This is a genomic window from Acinetobacter sp. ABJ_C4_1 (assembly GCF_044538495.1).
In the GTDB taxonomy this organism is placed as follows: domain Bacteria; phylum Pseudomonadota; class Gammaproteobacteria; order Pseudomonadales; family Moraxellaceae; genus Acinetobacter; species Acinetobacter nosocomialis_A.
In genome coordinates, this window is the sequence record NZ_JBIUCQ010000001.1 from 272,954 (window position 1) to 291,132 (window position 18,179).

Here is an 18,179-nt window from a genome sequence, read left to right on the forward strand (position 1 = left end):
TTTAAAGTGAATAAGAATCGTTATCGTATTATTTTTAGCCATGCTCGTGGGATGTTTATTGCTGTTGCCGAAATTGTAAAAAGTAAAACCAAGCAAGCAGGGCAAAGTCAGGGACAAGTGGGAACAGATTCGACTATAGATTCGGTTCTACCTATTCATTATAAAAAACTAAATCTACTTAATTTTGCTGTAATTGGTTGTTTGGGAGCATTGGTAATTAGCTTACCAATGAGCAGTGTGGCTGAAACTCAGATTATTGCTGATAAAGGTGCGCCTACATCGCAGCAACCAACTATTTTAAATAGCGCAAATGGCACGACTCAGGTCAATATTCAAACACCGAGCGCAGGTGGTGTGTCACGTAATACCTATACTCAGTTTGATGTGGGGCAAGAAGGCGCCATTTTAAATAACTCACGTAATAACACCCAAACCCAATTAGGGGGCTGGGTACAAGGTAACCCATGGCTCGCAAAAGGCGAAGCCAAAGTTATTTTGAATGAAGTGAATAGTAATAATCCAAGTCAACTCAAAGGCTATATTGAGGTTGCTGGGAAACAAGCACAAGTTGTTATTGCGAATCCATCTGGTTTGATCTGTGATGGCTGTGGTGTGATTAACGCAGACCGTTTTACTTTAACCACGGGTCAAGCAGTGATGAACCAAGGTTATCTTGAATCATTCCGCGTCCGCGAGGGACAAGTCACGATTGAAGGTAAAGGTTTAAATGGAAGTTTAACTCCCTATACAGATATTTATGCGCGTGCTTTAAAAGTGAATGCAGGCTTATATGCAAATGAGCTTAATACGGTACTTGGACAAAATGATATTCAAGTCAAAGATCAAGTAGCTCCTCAAATCACGGCAACAACAGGACCTACAACCACACCTCCGCCAAACTTTGCTTTAGATGTAGGCCAACTGGGTGGGATGTATGCCGGAAAAATCTTTTTGGTGGGAACAGAGCAAGGACTAGGTGTACGTAACGCAGGTACGATAAATAGTACTCAAAGTACGCTTACGCTAAATGCAAATGGTGATTTGGTCAATAATGGTAACTTGATCGCGAATAAAGATCAGGTACAGCTGAAAGCTCAAAATATTCAAAATACGGGTAATGTCAGTAGCGCAACTTCACAAATTTCTATTGAGAGTCAAAGTCTAGATAACTCTGGTTTAATCAGTAGTGCAGATGAGTTACAACTTAATCAACAAAATAGTTTAAATAATAGTCGCACATTGAATGCGGCGCGTGTTGTTATTAATACGGGTAGTCTAAAAAATAGTGGTTCTATCGAACAAACAGGTTTGCAAGGACTTGATTTAAAGTCGGGTTCAATGACAAACCTTGGTGGTAAAATCGGAATTGCCAAGAATACGACAGGTGGCGGTACGGGTGGATCGACAGGTGGTAGTGTTCCGACAGTTCCAACTGATCCATCCAAAGATGGCGGAAGTTTAGAAGTTGCCACTCCAATAGATACGACCCCAAAAACTTATGACCAAGGTTATATCCATGTTAAGGAACAACTAAATAATGACCAAGGGGCGATCATTGCCAATGGTGGTGTAGATTTAGATAGCCAAAATGGTCTAGATAACCAAGGCGGTCAACTGAATTTGGGTGCTATTCATATTAAAGGGAATAGCTTTAATAACAACCAAGGTGAGCTCACAGTTAAAAGTGCTGATATCCAAACCTCAAGTTTTAGTAACCAGCAAGGATTACTGCAATCACTCACTTCTTTAGATGTAAATAGCCAGTCGATTGATAATCAAGGCGGTAAAATTAATGCCTTGAATAATATTAGTATGATCTCTAGCGGAAACATTTTAAATCAAGCGGGGCAGATCGCGAGTTCGTCTGAACTTTATCTACAGGGATTGGGCCTAAACAACAGTGGGGGTGATCTGGAGGCTGAACAATTATTAAAACTTAATCTTTCAGGTCATTTGAATAACCAGAAAGGAAAAATAGTCACTAATAATAACTTGGATAGTTCGCTTTTTGGTCTAGATAACGACCAAGGTGAAATTTCTGCAAAAAATATTACGATTCAAAACAAAGATCAGGCTTTAAATAACGGATCTGGAACGATTTATGCTGATCAAAGTTTAAAAATTCAAACTGGATCTTTAAATAATGCAGTCAACGGTACGTTATCTAGTCATGAAAACCTGCAAATTGACAGCCAGCAACTCACCAATCAGGGCTATATTCGTGCTGATCAACAGTTAAAAATCAATAATACAGGTGTTATGACACAGCAAGGAGGTGTTCTTTCTGCCTACGGTAATATTGATTTAACGAGTCAGCGTCTTGTTGGTGATGAAAAAAGTGTTATTGCGGTCGGTATCAATGCTCAAGGTGAGCAAGATCAAAATGTTCAAGCGGATTTAAATATTAAAACAGAGCAGGCACTTGAGCATCACGGAAAACTACTGGCAAGCCGTAATATTGATTTAGATGGGGCAAATGTAGATTTATCGCAAGGAACTGCAGCAGCTCAAAATATAAATATTACAGCTCGTAGTGGAGACATAAATAATCAGTCTGGTGTGTTACAGACTGACTCTATTCAATTAAATGCAGTACAAAATCAACAAAGTTTAATTAATCAAAGCGGACAGATTCTTGCTAAAAAATTGAATCTGAGCATTGGGAAAGATATTAATAACCAACAAGGTTTGATTCAGCACACTGCGACAGATGACCTGAATTTAACAGTTCAGGGAATTATTAATAACCAGCAAGGCCGTATTCTCACAAATGCAAATCAGTTAAATATTCAAGCACAGGGACTCAATAGTGACTCTGGTGTGATCCTGCATTCGGGCCAAGCTGGCTTAAATATGGATATACAAAATATCCATGCGCAAAAGGCTGAATTGAGAACTAATGGCGCACTTAAACTTACGACCGATCAAGCACTATTAGACCAATCAAAAGTGTCTGCTACTCAAGCCAATATTCAAGCCAACCAATTTACTGACCGTAATGGTGAAATGTTGTTTAGTGCGGTAAATGGTCAAAGTTCAATTCGTGTAAATGGTGACTACCAACATCAAGGAAGTGTATTACAAAGTAACCATAGCTTAGACATTCAAACAGGTTCGCTTAGTAACCAAAGTGGGAATATCTTAGTCACTCAAAATGAAGCAACCTCACAACCAGTACAGTTAAATATTGTCAGCCAAAACGATATTCAGAATGATCTGGGTAACATTGTGAGTGAAGGCCAACTTTCATTGAAAACTGGAAAAGGAATAAGCAACCAACAAGGAAATATAATTAGTTCTAATGCGCTTGAGCTTAAAACAGATCAGTTAATTAATAACCAGTCTGGGCAGATACAAGCTAAGGATATCAAGTTATCTGCATCAAACTTAGATAATAGTTCAGGGGTGATTGCTGCTAAAACTGGTGATGTATCACTCAATATTAATAATCAGTTGATTAATGGTCGTGTCGAGCAAGCTAAGCCAGCTGGTATTATTCAGGCAGCACAAAATATAGATGTTCAGACTGGGCTATTGGACAATAGTGGTCTGATTTATGCTGGTCAAAATCAGCAACTGAAAGTCGCTCAAAATCTTAAAAATGCTGGACAGTTAGCTGCTCAAAATAATTTAAATATACAGACGGCTACACTGACCCAGACTTCTGCAGGGAGTATTATTGCTGGTTTAACATCAGATGGTTCATTAGCAAATCAGGGTAATCTTAACATTGATGCTACAGGCGCTATAAATGCGCAGGGGCAACTCATCGCGGGCGGTGATTTAAATAGTCAGGCAGCGAGTCATGTCTTAAACCAAAGCCTTGTTCAAGCAAAAAATATTTCGCTCAACAGTAAATCTGGTCAATTGAGTGCTCAACAAAGTACGATTCAGGCAGCTCAGCAACTTAATATCGTTACTCCAGATACGCTAGATACCCAACAAGCCAATTTAAAGGCGAATAAAGTTCAGATTAATGCAAAAGATTTAAATAACCAGTCAGGACATATCCAGCAAACAGGTTTAGATGATACTCAAATTTTGTTGACGGGTGATTTAAGCAATCAAAATGGGCAAATTGACAGTCTAGGCCAAAAACTACAAATAAATGCTAATAATTTAAATAACCAGAATGGTCTTATCCAATCTGGTACAGCAGACAGCCAACTTATACTCGCTATAGCTAATACGCTCAATAATAATCAGGGCAATATCAAAACTGCTGGTAGTTTGCAAACGAATAGTTCTGAGTTAAACAATGACGCTGGAACGCTACTTAGCTTTAATGGCTTTAACATCAATACACAGCAGCTTAGCAATCAAGCGGGTCAAATTGTTGAGGTTGGAACACAAGACAATATTGTTAACCAATTAATTGTTAAAAACCTTCTAAATAATAGTAATGGCAAGATTCAGACAAATCATAATCTTGAAATTCAGGCTGATGCGTTAAAAAACAATGCGGGTAGTATTGTGACCGCAGGCGCAGCAGGTCTTAATCTCAACACGACATCACGACTCGATAACCAGTCTGGAAATATTCGTTCTAGTGGTGATCTCAATGTAAATGCACAAGACATTTTGAATGATCAGGGACAAATTCTTGCTGCAAAAAATGCTCAGCTTAATAGCCAAAACACCTTAAGTAACCAAGCGGGATTAATTGCAGCACAGCAACAATTAGTGATTCAAAGTGCTGCCTTGAATAACCAAGCGGGTCAAATTGGGTCGGTAGATGCGGGCGTAAATATCCAGACGACTCAGCAAGCACTCAATAATCAGAGTGGTAAGATTCAGGCGAATCAAGCGATTAACCTCGATGTACAGGGGCTTGATAATAGCCTACAAGGTTTGATTAGTAGTACTAAAGGTGATCAAAGCAAAATTCAGATTGATACTCACCAGCAGAACCTGAATAACCAAAATGGGCAGATTAATAGCGGTAATACATTACAGATTAGTACCAATGGTCTGAACAATCAGCAAGGTTTAATCACTTCACAGGGTGATCTTGGTATAAACGCCGTGCAACTGATTGATAACAGAAAAATCTATCTAAATGCTACCTTGCCAGAGTTGGCCCAAGGTATTCAATCTTTAGGGCAAGTCGTTTTACAAACATCAGAATTAAATAATGAACAAGGTCAGGTCATTGCTGGCAATGGATTAACCATTCAAGCGCCTAAGGTGAATAACAGTAATGCGGGCTTGTTAGCCAGTGGACAAGACTTACTGATTGATAGTGTTGGACAAGCAGGTACGATTAATAATCAGAAAGGCAAAATCAGTGCTAATCAGAACATTAGTCTAAATACAGGCCTAATGAGCGGAAGCCAACTCGATAATAGTCAGCAGGGCCTCATTAGTGCTGCAAAGCAAGTCAAAATTGTTAGTCAATATATTGATAATTCAAACAATGACCAGAACCAGGGTATTCAGGCAGGGCAAATAGAAATAGCTGCTAGTACTTTAAATAATAGTGCTGGGCGTATTTCTGCTGAGCAGCAACTTAATTTAAATATTTTAGATAATTTAAATAACACCAAAGGCTTAATTAGTAGTCTTGATCAATTGACGATACAAGGTCAGCAAGATAATAACCGTCTAATCGTAAACAATCAGCAAGGGACTATTATTGCAGGAGAAGAAGGCTCATCAACTGCAGGTTTAAATATTCTGGCCAAAGGTTTAACAGGCGACGGTAAGGTCTTAAGTCAGGGACAGTTAAATCTTCAGCTCAATGATGATTATGTACAAGATGCTCAAGGTCAGTTGCAGGCACAGGGAAATTTAAACCTTAGCTCTAAGGGAAAAGTTACCAATCATGGTGCAATCAAAAGCAACGGACAGTTATCTATTTCAGCAAATACAATTGAAAATGCTGTAGATGGCAGTTTGGAAAGCCAGCAAACTCAACTTGAAGCTGTAGGCGTGCTCAATAATTATGGACTCATTAATGGTTCAAATACATATGTTAAGGCAGGCCAACTCAATAATATTGCCGGACGTATTTATGGTGACCATATTGCAATTCAGGCGAATACTTTAAATAACCAAAGCCTCAAGGGTTTAGCGCCAGTCATTGCCTCAAGAGGTGATCTGGATCTGGGCGTACAGGTTTTAAATAATCTGGAAAATAATCTAAATCATCAAAGTGGTTCGCAAATTATTGCCATGGGAGACTTGCGTATAGGAGGTTCGCTTGACTCACAGTGGCATGCTCAAGGAACTGCTCAGCAAGTCAATAACCGAAGTTCTGTAATTAATGCGAATGGCAATATCGACTTGAATGCTGATATTGTTAATAACCAGAATGTCTTTTTTACAACCAAACAACAGCAGACCACAGAGCAACTGGATTACTGGAATATGTATATTTCAGATTCGCGTGCCGGATGGTATAACCCTGGTCCTCAGTCCTTAATTACTCAGGAAATCTATAGCCAGAATCCAGATTTATTTACTAAATTAAAGCCTGCACAACAGCTTGTGACTTCCTATGACAACGCAACGATGCAGGATTATTTAAGTCGTCCTGATGGTTATTTCTTCATTGTAAATAACTATGACGATAGCTCAGCCGGCAACATGTTTAAAGGCTATGTTGTTTATAACGGACAACTGTATAGTACTGACCATTATGAAAATGTGAAAAGTACCCAAACTACGACAACGACTGTAGCTGATGAGTCAGCACCTGCTGTGATCAGTGCAGGGGGTAATTTAAGTTTCACAGGCACAATTAATAATGACAAAAGCCAAATTATGGTGGGTCAAAAGCTGATCGGAGATGCAAACGCAATTCACAATGTCGATGCTAAAGGTCCTAAAATTACACATGAAGAAGGAACGGTAACGCCGAGTTATGGCAGTTATGGTGGCAAGGGGCACGATAGAGTTTGGGCTTCTGCAGAACAAGCTTATAACCCAGCAGATGTTACCAAAGGGGTGGATTTATTTATCTATGAAAATCCAACCAGTGCGACCCCTGTTAAAGTGCAAGACCAAACCCAGCAAATTAATAAAGGCAATTTGACTGAACAGGCACTTAGTCAAAACCATGACTCCAATATTATTGGTCAGCAAAATACACAGGTTAATCAAACAGAAACTGTTCAACAAACTACAGCTCAAACAGATCGTATTCAATCAAATGAAATTAAAACAGGTCAGGCACAGCTTAAAGGCGTAGTTGGGGCAAACACTACCGATCATAAAGCTATGAGTAGTAGCGCAGTCGATCAAATTCAAAACACTGATACTAAGGCGACATCTGTTCAGGGACAAACAACACAGATTGATGGTAGTGGTTTCGAGATTCGTACCAACAACGCTAACGTTAAAGTCCCAAATAATGCGTTGTATAGTAAAAATCCAGACAGCCGTGCTAACTATCTTGTTGAAACAGATCCAGCGTTTAGTAATTATCGCAACTGGTTATCTTCAGATTATATGCTGAATGCATTGGGACTTGATCCAGCGCTTCAACAAAAAAGATTGGGTGATGGTTACTATGAACAACGTATGGTACAGGACCAAGTTGCTCAACTGACCGGTTACCGTTTCTTACAAGGATATGGTTCTGATGAGGAGCAATATAAAGCGCTCATGAACAATGGGCTGAGCTATGCAAAACAGTACAACTTACGCCCTGGTATTGCACTCACTCCTGAACAAATGGCGCAATTAAGCAGCGATATTGTTTGGTTAGTAGAAAAAGAAACTACCCTACCAGATGGTACAAAAACCAAAGCTTTAGTCCCGCAAGTTTATGTTAAAGCGCGTGTAGGTGACTTAAAAGGCGATGGAACTTTAATTAGTGCCGATAGTATTCAGCTCAATTTAAGTAAAGATTTGACCAATGCGGGAACAATTGCTGGACGACAAGTTGTTCAAATTAATAGCCAAAATTTAAACAACCTTGCTGGAAACATCCGTGGTGGTGTAGTTAGCCTTGGTACTGAAAAAGATTTAAATAATATTGGCGGTATGATTCAGGCCGATCAAGCCATGAATTTGCAGGTAAAAGGTAACCTGAATATTCAGTCAACCACACAGAGCAGCCAAAATGCATTAGGCCAAAGTAACTATAGCTGGACAGGAATAGATCGTATTGCTGGTCTTTATGTCGGTTCAGCACAACAGCAAGCGTTGAGCGATCAGCCAACCTTGGTGATGAACGTGGGTGGTGATACTCGCATATTGGCTGCAAATATCCAGAATAACAGCGGTGGACGAAGTATTATTCGTACTGGCGGTGACCTTAAAGTCGGTAGCCTGAATACGGAAGTGACTAACAATGTGGTGGGTAGCTCAAAAGCTTATCATTTAGATACACGACAAGTTGAAGTTGGCAGCCAGATTAAGAGCCAAGGTGATTTAAGCTTACAAGGCAATAATATTCAAATTCATGGTTCACAAATCAGTAGTTCAGAAGGCCTAACTGCGTTACAGGCTAAAGAGCAGCTACAGATTGAAGAAGGCAGAAATAAACTTGATCAACAAGATCAGTCAAGCTTTAGTAAGAAAGGTAAACTGAGCAGCTCTACGACCAGTGACTTTAGTCATCGTAGTTCAGATATTGCGGTCGGTAGCATTGTTGAAGGCAAAAAAGTGCTATTAGATGCAGGAAATATCAATGTCCGTGGCAGTAATATTGTTTCTGGTGAGTTGATGCAGATTCAAGCCAAAGACAATGCAAATATTGAGGGAGCTCAGAACCAATACAACAGTCAAACTAATAGTGTTGTTAAAAACTCTGGTTTTTCTGCAAGCCTTTCTGATGGCGTGGCAAGTGTAGGTTATGCAAAATCGAACGTAAACACAAAAGAGGATGGAAAATCTACCACGCTGACTCAAAGTGTGATCCGTAGTCAAACGGGTGATACAACGATTAGTGCTGGTAAGGATTTAACGACAGAAGCAGCTATTTTGGATGCAGGTAAAGACATTAATCTGAAAGGGGCAAATGTTAATCTAAATACAGCTTATACAACTGATGAGCAACATTCAGAAGTTCATAGCAAACAATCGGGTATTTCTGTTGGTGTGACTTATTCACCAGCATACGCGGCAAAATCTGCATATGACAAGAGCATGGGTGATAACCAATACTCTAACAGTGCTGTCGGGAAAATCATGTCGCAAGCCAATGGCATTGATAAAGGGCTCATGGCAGCACAAACCCCAATCGTGATTTCTGGAGGAAGCCACAAAACAGAACAAACAAAGAATACCTCTAGCCGCCAAGCCGTTGTTACACAAGCCACAGCCAAAGGCAATTTAAATATTATTGCGACAGAAGGTAACATCAATAGCCAAGGCGCACAGCTTTCTGCGGAAGGTGATGCATTATTATATGCCAAAGAAAATATAAATCTTGGCTTTGCACAAAACCATCAGGAACAAAATGCACAAAGTAAGCAAAGTGGCTTTAGCATAGACAACCGAGATTGGGCTGCACCTGGTGGTGTATATAACAATAAGAATCAAGGTAACGCAACTATAGATAAAGTTACAGGCACACAACTTTCAGTTGGCGGAAAAACCACCTTACAAACTGAACAAGGTGATATTAATATCTTGGGTAGTTCGATTGCCTCGCAGGAAGATGTAAATCTCAATGCTGCTCGAGACATCAATATCAAGTCTACACAAAACAGCCAAAGCCAAAGTGAGCAGAGTTCAAACAAAGGCATTGGTAGTGCACAGATTTCAGATACTGAAAAATTCTTTGGTTATATGAATGGCAATAGCCAAAGTAATAGCAATGATATTGAACAACAACGCAGTCAGGTCGGAAGCCTAACGGGTAACGTCAACATACAGGCGGGGAATCAATATACACAACAAGTCGCAGATATTGTTGCGAAAAAAGACTTAAACATCACAGCGCAACAAATCAATGTTTTAGAAGATCATACGCGAGGTAGTTCATCTAGTGCAGCAGATGACTTAAAAATTGGCATATTTGCTAAAGTCAGTTCACCGATTTTGGACTTAATTAATGCAGTGGATAGTACAGCGCATAGCAAAGCAGATGATCGTACACAGGCGCTACAAGCTGTTGCAGCAGGTGCTCAGGGTTATCAAAGCTATAGTGATGTAAAAGGTGGCGCATTATTTAAAGCAGAGGCAGGTATTGGCTTTAGCACCAGTGAAAATCAGCAAGCTAGCAGCTATGCCACTTCGCAACAAAACAACCTGAAAGCTGGTGGTAATGTCAACTTAACCAGTACCAATGGCGATATTCATTTCCAAAATACACAGGTGAAAGCGGAAGATAAGATCAATCTCGATTCAGCAAAAAATATTGTATTGGAATCTGGACAAAGCCAAAACAAAGCAGATGGCACAAATAGCAATGCAGGATTAAGCGTAGGTTATGGCGTTTCTGTTGGAGCTCAAACAGGTGTCTACATCTATGGAGAGGCTGGCTATGGTAAAAGTAGCAACCATTTAAACAACATCACTCAAAATAATACGACGTTGGATGCAAAGAATATTAGCTTAACCAGTAAAGGAGACACCACTTTACGAGGAGCACAAGCGAATGCTAACCGTATTGATGCAAATGTAGATGGTCAGCTTAAAGTTGAAAGTTTGCAAGACACTGTTGAGCAAAGCAGTAACCAAATGGGAGTAGGAGGACGCGTCCAAGCTTCGTTTGGTACAGCATGGCAGGCATCTGGTAACTTTAGTAGTAGTCAGGCTTCCGGTAATTCTAATAGCGTTAATCAACAGTCTGGTTTATTTGCCGGAGATGGTGGATACCATGTGAAAGCAGATAGTGTTGACTTAAAAGGTGGCGCAATTGTTTCGACAGCATCTAAAGACAATAATGATTTGACTGCGAATCGTTTAACTTTTAGCAATATCGAAAACCAAAGCCAGTACGATGCGACGACAGTCAGCTTATCTGGAGGCACAAGTTTAGGTAAAGGTAAATCAAGTGGAGATAGTAAGTCATCGACACCAACTAACAATGATAACTGGCGTAATGCAACTAGCTTTAGCCCAAGCTTACCGCAACATGAGTCTGATAAAGACAGCAGTACCACTTATGCCACTTTAAGTGCAGGTAATATTACGATAGGTGGTAAGTCGACTACGGTTGAGCAATTGGGTATTCATAGTGATGCTTCAACAGCCAACAGGGTAGTTGAGACCTTACCGAACTTACAAACTATTTTAGATAAGCAAAAGACAGTAGCTGATGCGACGTCAACAATTGCAGCTGCTTCTCGTACTTATGCCCAAGACCAGATCAAGAATGCAGCAGCGGAAAAAGAAGCGATTGGAAAGCAGATTGCCAGTCAATTAAGTCCAGAAGAACAGGCAGAAATTAAAAAAATGTCTGCGACAGAGAAGGATCAATACTTAGCGCAATATGGTGTCTATGATGCAGCCCTTGCCAATGAAAAAGCAGTAACCCAGCAATGGGGTATGGGCGGAGACATGAGCCGTGCTTTAAATGCGGTAACTACAGCAATTACGGGGGCCCTTGGTGGACAAACAGATTTACAAGTTGTTGCTAATGCCTTAGCACCTTATGCAGCACAGCAGATTGGTGAGAAGTTTGGACATGGAGAGGACAAGAACAAGGCAGCACAATTAGCAAGTCATGCGATATTGGGTGCAACGCTAGCTTACTTAAATGGAGGTAATCCGGCAGCGGGTGGTAGTGCAGCAGTTGCAAGTGAAGCGGCAGCAGATTACTTCGCAAATCAATACAACGATGGCAAAACAGCGATTAATCCTGATACAGGTAAGTTCGATGCAAACTTATTACCAGAAAATGTTAAATCGAGTATTCGAGACTTAACGGCAGCGATTGGGGCTGTTGTTGGTGGAACAGTAGGGGATTCGGCATCGAACTCGCAGTTGGCAGGTGTGATTGGGCAGAATGCTGTTGAGAATAATGAATTTTCGATCATTACTCAGGGAGTCGAAAAGAAATTAGCTGAGAATAAAAAGGAAAAAGCAGCTCAAGCTAAGTTGAGTTGTCCAAAAGGACAAAGCTGTATGATTCCAATACCTGAAAAGAGCCTGAGTGATAAAGCCTTAAATGCCATTAATGATATGACGCTTCGTCAACTTGCCGCAGTTGCGGGGGCAAAATATGATCCTTTGACAGGTGAGGAAATTACACCAAATGAAAGACAGTTAGCTAAAGCCTCTGTATTGGGATTAGGATTTACTAAATCTGTTTCTGGGGTTACTCGATTAACTGATGAGGTATTGGTTGCGATTGAAAAGCAATATGGTAAAGATATTGTTAAGAAAATTGAAACTCAAACATATTTTAGGGTTGAAGGCGGAGGAGTCGGAACGAAAAGTAGTCTGAATAGAATCACTGTAAATTCTGACCAAACGATTTCAATTAACTCTGGATGCTCTGGTCAATTATGTGTTAGTACAAATGGTCCATCACATGCTTTATACTATCTTTCAGAAAAACGTCCAGATGGGAAAGTTGTTGTATTTGAGATAGATAAAGCTCTACATCAAAAAATCCTTTCAGAAGCTATTCCGCAAAAACCTATACCAGGCATTAGTCGTAATCCTAATGCACCAAAGATTGTGGATGAATCTAAAGGTCAACCAAGTATTAATTTAGAGTTACCTAAAGTATGGGATAGATTATTAGAAGAAAGTTCTTCTAAAGCAAGAGTGTTAACGCAGAAGGAGTTTGAAAATGAATATCGAAAATAATAATCAATATGAATTTTTATTAAATTCTATATTTGAAGGTAGTTGTGAAATAGCTATTATTGTTTCACAAGGAAAGCATTATTTCATTGTTGATGATAAAGAAAACTTTGTTATAGATATAAAACCATTTTATGATTCATATTTAGAAAAAGGTATACTTGATGAAAATAGCTACACTTTTGCTTTAAAGGAATTTAGAGGGGGAGCATCAATTTTAAATAATGAAACTTTACCACTATATTTGTCAAACTTGCCTGAAATGAATATTAAAACGCTTGATTGGATGAAGAATTTTTTTAAATATAAAACTAATATGGATGATTTGGAAAAATTATATATTTATGTGGAAGACTATCTTATGTCTGGGGAGGGAGATATAAAAAATGAATTATGGGCTATAATGGAATCTAAATTACCGAAATTTTACTTAAATCTTGATAGGAATTTATTTTTCCATACAGATTGGCAACGTGAGTTTGAAAATCAATTGCCAGACAATTGGAAAGGAAAGGCATCCAGTCAATTTTGGTCATTAATTCCAGATAGATATCAATATTGGATTATTAATGGAATGAATTTTTGGAAATTATATGGATAGTATATGCCATATTTAGAGATAAAAGAATCATCTTCTGAATACGGTTGTAATTTCACGTCTAAAACAAATGACTCCCAAAACAGTATAACTCCGGTTTCATTAATATAGATGTACGAATAAAAAGTTGCCTGAGCTATTGTAAGTGATGTAATCAAGTTAAGATTTACAGGTGTAGAGCTACCAACTCAATTTTTAGATAGGATTTTTATGAAATTATATAAGAATAATATAAAAATTAATAAAGTTAATTTATCAATACTATGATTTATAGGAATTAGAAGAAATACAAATGTTTAATATTGGTGATGTGATTAAACTCAAGCGGGATATACCTGAAGAAAAGTTAAAAGCCGGTGATTTAGGTACTATAGTAGAAATTTTACAAGAAGAACCAGTAGCTGTATATGAAGTAGAATTTTGTAATGATAAAGGCGAAACAATAACAACTTTATCTATAAAGGAGAAAGATATGCAATTATTTTATACTGCCTGATACTAATAAAAATTATAAAATATTTGCTAGTTATCAAAATTAAAGCAGCTGAACAGAACCATATTGAAGAAAGTAAAATGAAAGTGCAGGTTGGATTGCTGGAATTACTGTAAGCAGCTTAAGTTAAGCATCTATCTGAGTCTCGGATAGGGGCTTAGCCTATGAGAAGTGTACAAGTATTTATTAACTATAAATTACTTGTATAAATAACTGAAATAAGATGAGAAATAATGATTTTTGGAAATAAGGATACCTTTGCTTTATTTATTGAGCCGATTTTATATATTGAAAGCATGCGAGATTATGATTGTTTTTGTGGGTTTTATATAAAAGGGAATAAATATAGTTCGGAGACTACTCAAATGTTATATACGCAAAAAGAGTCAGTAAAGTTGGGAGCTCTTTGTAATGTCATTGATTCCGAAAAATACTTCTTTATGGACGTAAAGAAGTGTTTTAAAGAAATGCTATCAATTCGATATTTGAATTTTATAGCAGAGAATGAAGCTGAGTATATGGATAAAGAGTGGATTTATTATGATTATAATGAATTTATTTATAGCGCTAATCTAGAAAGTAGTTTGTTTGGGGAGGATAGATATGATTTATTTTGTATTGGATATAAAGGTGAGGTAAGGTTAATTTCTTATAAAATAGCTAATACATATTTCTCTCTAAAAGATTTAAAACAGTATGAAATAAATGAGTGCTTTATTAAGAAAAATGAACTAGAAAAGATAGTTTGTAAAATTGAGCATGCAACTTTTAATTAGAAGGTATACATGGGTTCTCAAATCTCTACTGAATATTAAATTGGAAAGTTGTGAATAATAGGTTGCAAATTAAAATGATAGTTAAATATAGTGATGATTTTTTATACAGTGGGATGTTGTTTATCCATTAAAAAATGATTTAAATCTTGGAGTGTTTAATTTTTGGATAAATGATACGTGTTATCCAGCAAAAGGAATAAATATTACATTAAACTCTCTTTTTCATGTTTTAATCAGTGATATTGAAGATATTAAAGCGCTTGATGGTGATATAGGTGATATACCAATTGAAAAAATAGATTTTTCTTCAATTGATAGTAAGGATCTAGTGTGGTTAGATACTGGCGAACTATTTCAATTCGGCTTTGGTATGGTTCTAGGTTTTAATAAAGAAAGTGAAAGATTATTTTATACTTTTGATTATGAAAAAAGCTATTCTGAAGTTGTTTTACCGAAAGGAACAGTAAGCTCTACGTTGCAAGCTTTAGGATGTTCTGCATTTTAGTAATTTAAATATTTTACTAGTGTTTTTTAGATAAATGTCATTGGTTCACAATTTGGACAAGTACTTATGCAAATTCTTAGAAATGAAAGTTTGCATTTCTTTTTTGATTTTCAGCTAAAAAAGGGATTTACATAAATTGAGTAACGATTTAAAGAGAGAACTATCTAAATTGAAAGATTTTGTATTTCAGAATTATGATCCAGTACAAATATCTGTTAAGGCTATGGAAATTTATAGTAAATATACTTTGCAATTATCAACTTTTGCATCTGAAAAATTATGATTTTAGTCGCAATGGATATGGGCGAAGAATTTGAGTTATCTAAAGATGAGGTTTATGATTTATTGGATGTATTATTACGCGATACTTCAATAAATTTATCTAGCTGAGTTTGTAAATTGAATCGGTTCATCATACTGAATATATAGCCTATATACAGGTTAGATAAACTATTAGCATAATAAAATTTTTTAAAGTGGAGTGGAAATTGAGTAGGATAAAATTATATAGCCTTTTGGGTACTGAAGAATATGAATGTAGTAATGAGTTAGTTTTGAAAGTTGATAGCACACTAAAAAATATTTATGAAATTTATTCCTATTTTGGTAAGGAAATATATAATCAATACCGTTATATAAATACTATTTTACCTGAAAATACATCTTATTTTGGTGCAAGTCCAGATGGTTTTTCAGATTGTTTAACTGAATTTTTACATCAGTTAATTAATAGTGATTCACTGAGAATTGAAATAGTAAGCAAAGGAGAGGACGTTTCTAATAATGAGATTTATATATTTTTATATATTCTATCTAGCAATATCGTGAATTATAATTATGAATCAAAATTAAGAGTGTTCGTTTCACAGGAAATATTGGATATCTATTTAAAGGAATCAAAAAGATTGCTTGATTTAAACTCAGAACCTGAGGATTTTGTGATTTATTAAATTTCATCTATATAATTAAATAAAATAAATATATATAATATATTTAAATGCTAACCTTATTTCTTTTAAAGTTGTAAAGTACGTAAATAATGAAAGTTTTTATAATATTATGCAAAGTTCATGCTGTGGTTGAGTCAATTATGCCTTCAACGATGACTAAAGCATTCGTAAATTGTTATATTAATGCTTCTTCCTATGAAGAAGCTGTAAATAAAATTTTGAATCAGTTTACGAATGATGGAATATATTTGGATAAAATTGAATCTCCTATCTATGAAATGCCTGTTACTAGTTGGCAATCGCATATTCAAGAGCAATATAAATCTCTATCAAGTGAGATGTTAAGTCAATCAGAATTTGAAAATGAAATTAAAAATGGTAAAGTTGTATACGGTATTTTTAGTGGTTTTAATTGATTTTTAAAATATTCTTTAAACACCCCAGTTTTATAATAAGATTGGGGTGTTTATTAGTTCAAAGATTGTTTTTAATTTATCCGATATAAAGTTTAATTAAAAGAATAAGGATAAATTTTTTCAATAGGAAGCATTTTTTTTGCGTTTTCTACATCGCCCTTATCTATTAAATGTTTAATAGTGAGTACATCATTAGTAATATCGTTAATGGTAATAATCCATTCATTTATATATTTTAAAACAGCTTCCTCACTTAATCCTATTTGAATGGCTCTGTAGGATAATGGTTGTGAAAATATATCTTTTTCAGGATCCCATTGAATTCTAACAGGATATTTACTCTTGTGAATTTTCCATTCTTCATTATTTAAATGTTCAGGTTTATGACTTAAACAGCCATTCATCAAAGCCCATTCGAAACCTTCTCTCTTAATATCAATAGCTAATATTCTTTTTTGATTAGCATCTTTTTGAGCCCAACCTGAGCGGTACATCATCCATAAAAAAGAAGGTTTTATCCAAGTCATTCTATCAATTTTGAACGGCGGTGAAACGAAAGTACCATGTTCTAAAGCAGAGTCAGCGATTATATCCGAGTATGCTTGATATATACGGATAGTTTTATCAGTATAGTAAGCCCTAATTTGGTTATTGGGTATAGTCATTTTGAAGTTAAATAAATATATATGATAAATATTCTAGCATAATTTTAATTAGATTCTCTTACTTTGAAAATTGCATTACATAACTATCCGAATTAGAGATTCAAAAAAAAGCTCACCAATTGTCGTTAAAAGTAGTTGATTTATAGAAGGTATAGATGGTGACTGGGCAGTTTGTTTTGATGCAACAGTTAATAGTGGTTCTCCTAAAGTTCTTGTATATGACTTATGAAATAGAGAAAATTACTATGAGAAAAAGAATTTTGATGAATGGTTAAAGTTCGGCATTAGCGGAATCTAATTATATTATTAATATGATTGAAATAATTTATCTTATTGTATTTTAATTTTTTTAATTATTGAAAAAATGCTTCCACCTCTGAGTGAAAGCATAATTTTCATTCTACTGAAAAACAATAAATTCTACTGGTACATGTTTAACCAACCAGACTCCATTTTCAGCTTGGAAAAATTCGAATCCATTCTTATGCATTTCTAAAGCATGAATAATTAAAATCTCAGGTTTGCCATAACGTGCTCCCACGGATTGAGCAGTCTCTTTATTTTCTGTTAGATGTACATATTGACGATCTTTAGAGATTAAACCTTGCTCTTTTATTGAGTCTATAAATCTTTGAGCTGTACCATGATAAAGATAAGTTGGAGGTATGAGCGTCTTAAGTGTGATATCGACACTTGTGGTTGAATGACCTTGTACAGCACGAATATATTTTCCATCGTCAGAAATTTGGAAGCGCTTTTTATCACTATTGCTCACAATATTTTTAATAATTTCTTCGTCTAAAGTTACATCTTTGACTGGTTGTGACTTGGAAATTAAGTCTTCAATATTTGCCCAACCTTCACGATCTAATGTTAGATCAATTTCTTCTGGTTTGTGTCTTAGAATAAAACTTAAATATTGGCTAATTGCTTTTTCGTTCATAGATATAAGGGCATTAGAGTTTTTTATATTTTAGTGATTTTATTAACTTAAGAGTAGTCTTATAGTGAAACTAAAAATTTGACATGAAAATTTTTGGTTCATTGTTAGGTGCTTAATAAAGG

At 36.3% G+C, this 18,179-nt stretch carries 9 protein-coding genes; 7 read left to right on the forward strand and 2 right to left on the reverse strand.

Going from position 1 to position 18,179, the window contains the following annotated elements; translation table 11 throughout:
- The first annotated feature begins 6 nt into the window (after positions 1-6).
- The 7 genes from ACIF8R_RS01270 to ACIF8R_RS01300 all read left to right on the forward strand — a co-directional run bounded on the left by ACIF8R_RS01270 (position 7) and on the right by ACIF8R_RS01300 (position 16,449).
- Complete coding sequence (locus tag ACIF8R_RS01270; protein WP_396478539.1) at positions 7-12,714, forward strand: hemagglutinin repeat-containing protein; 12,708 nt, start codon at positions 7-9, stop codon at positions 12,712-12,714.
- Complete coding sequence (locus tag ACIF8R_RS01275; RefSeq protein ID WP_396478541.1) at positions 12,698-13,312, forward strand: hypothetical protein; 615 nt, start codon at positions 12,698-12,700, stop codon at positions 13,310-13,312. The genes ACIF8R_RS01270 and ACIF8R_RS01275 overlap by 17 nt, the downstream gene beginning before the upstream one ends.
- 289 nt (positions 13,313-13,601) lie before the next feature.
- Positions 13,602-13,805 (forward strand): DUF4926 domain-containing protein, encoded by a 204-nt coding sequence (locus ACIF8R_RS01280; protein ID WP_396478543.1) that lies wholly within the window; start codon positions 13,602-13,604, stop codon positions 13,803-13,805.
- 230 nt (positions 13,806-14,035) lie between these two features.
- Positions 14,036-14,578 carry an Imm42 family immunity protein gene (locus ACIF8R_RS01285; RefSeq protein ID WP_396478545.1) on the forward strand — a complete coding sequence of 181 codons (543 nt, stop codon included), beginning with the start codon at positions 14,036-14,038 and terminating at the stop codon, positions 14,576-14,578.
- A gap of 151 nt (positions 14,579-14,729) precedes the next feature.
- Positions 14,730-15,083, forward strand: coding sequence for a hypothetical protein (locus ACIF8R_RS01290; protein ID WP_396478547.1), 354 nt, complete (start codon positions 14,730-14,732; stop codon positions 15,081-15,083).
- Positions 15,084-15,571: 488 nt separating this feature from the next.
- Positions 15,572-16,033 (forward strand): hypothetical protein, encoded by a 462-nt coding sequence (locus ACIF8R_RS01295; protein WP_396478549.1) that lies wholly within the window; start codon positions 15,572-15,574, stop codon positions 16,031-16,033.
- 140 nt (positions 16,034-16,173) lie between these two features.
- On the forward strand, positions 16,174-16,449 hold the full coding sequence (locus ACIF8R_RS01300; protein ID WP_396478551.1) for a hypothetical protein: 276 nt from the start codon (positions 16,174-16,176) through the stop codon (positions 16,447-16,449).
- Between the two features lie 92 nt (positions 16,450-16,541).
- On the opposite strand, the gene ACIF8R_RS01305 is transcribed toward ACIF8R_RS01300, so the two are convergent.
- Entirely contained in the window at positions 16,542-17,114 is a 573-nt protein-coding gene (locus ACIF8R_RS01305; RefSeq protein ID WP_288100893.1) for a DUF4291 domain-containing protein, read from the reverse strand.
- Between the two features lie 400 nt (positions 17,115-17,514).
- Positions 17,515-18,057 carry an RNA 2'-phosphotransferase gene (locus ACIF8R_RS01310; RefSeq protein WP_396478553.1) on the reverse strand — a complete coding sequence of 181 codons (543 nt, stop codon included), beginning with the start codon at positions 18,055-18,057 and terminating at the stop codon, positions 17,515-17,517.
- Positions 18,058-18,179: the final 122 nt, after the last annotated feature.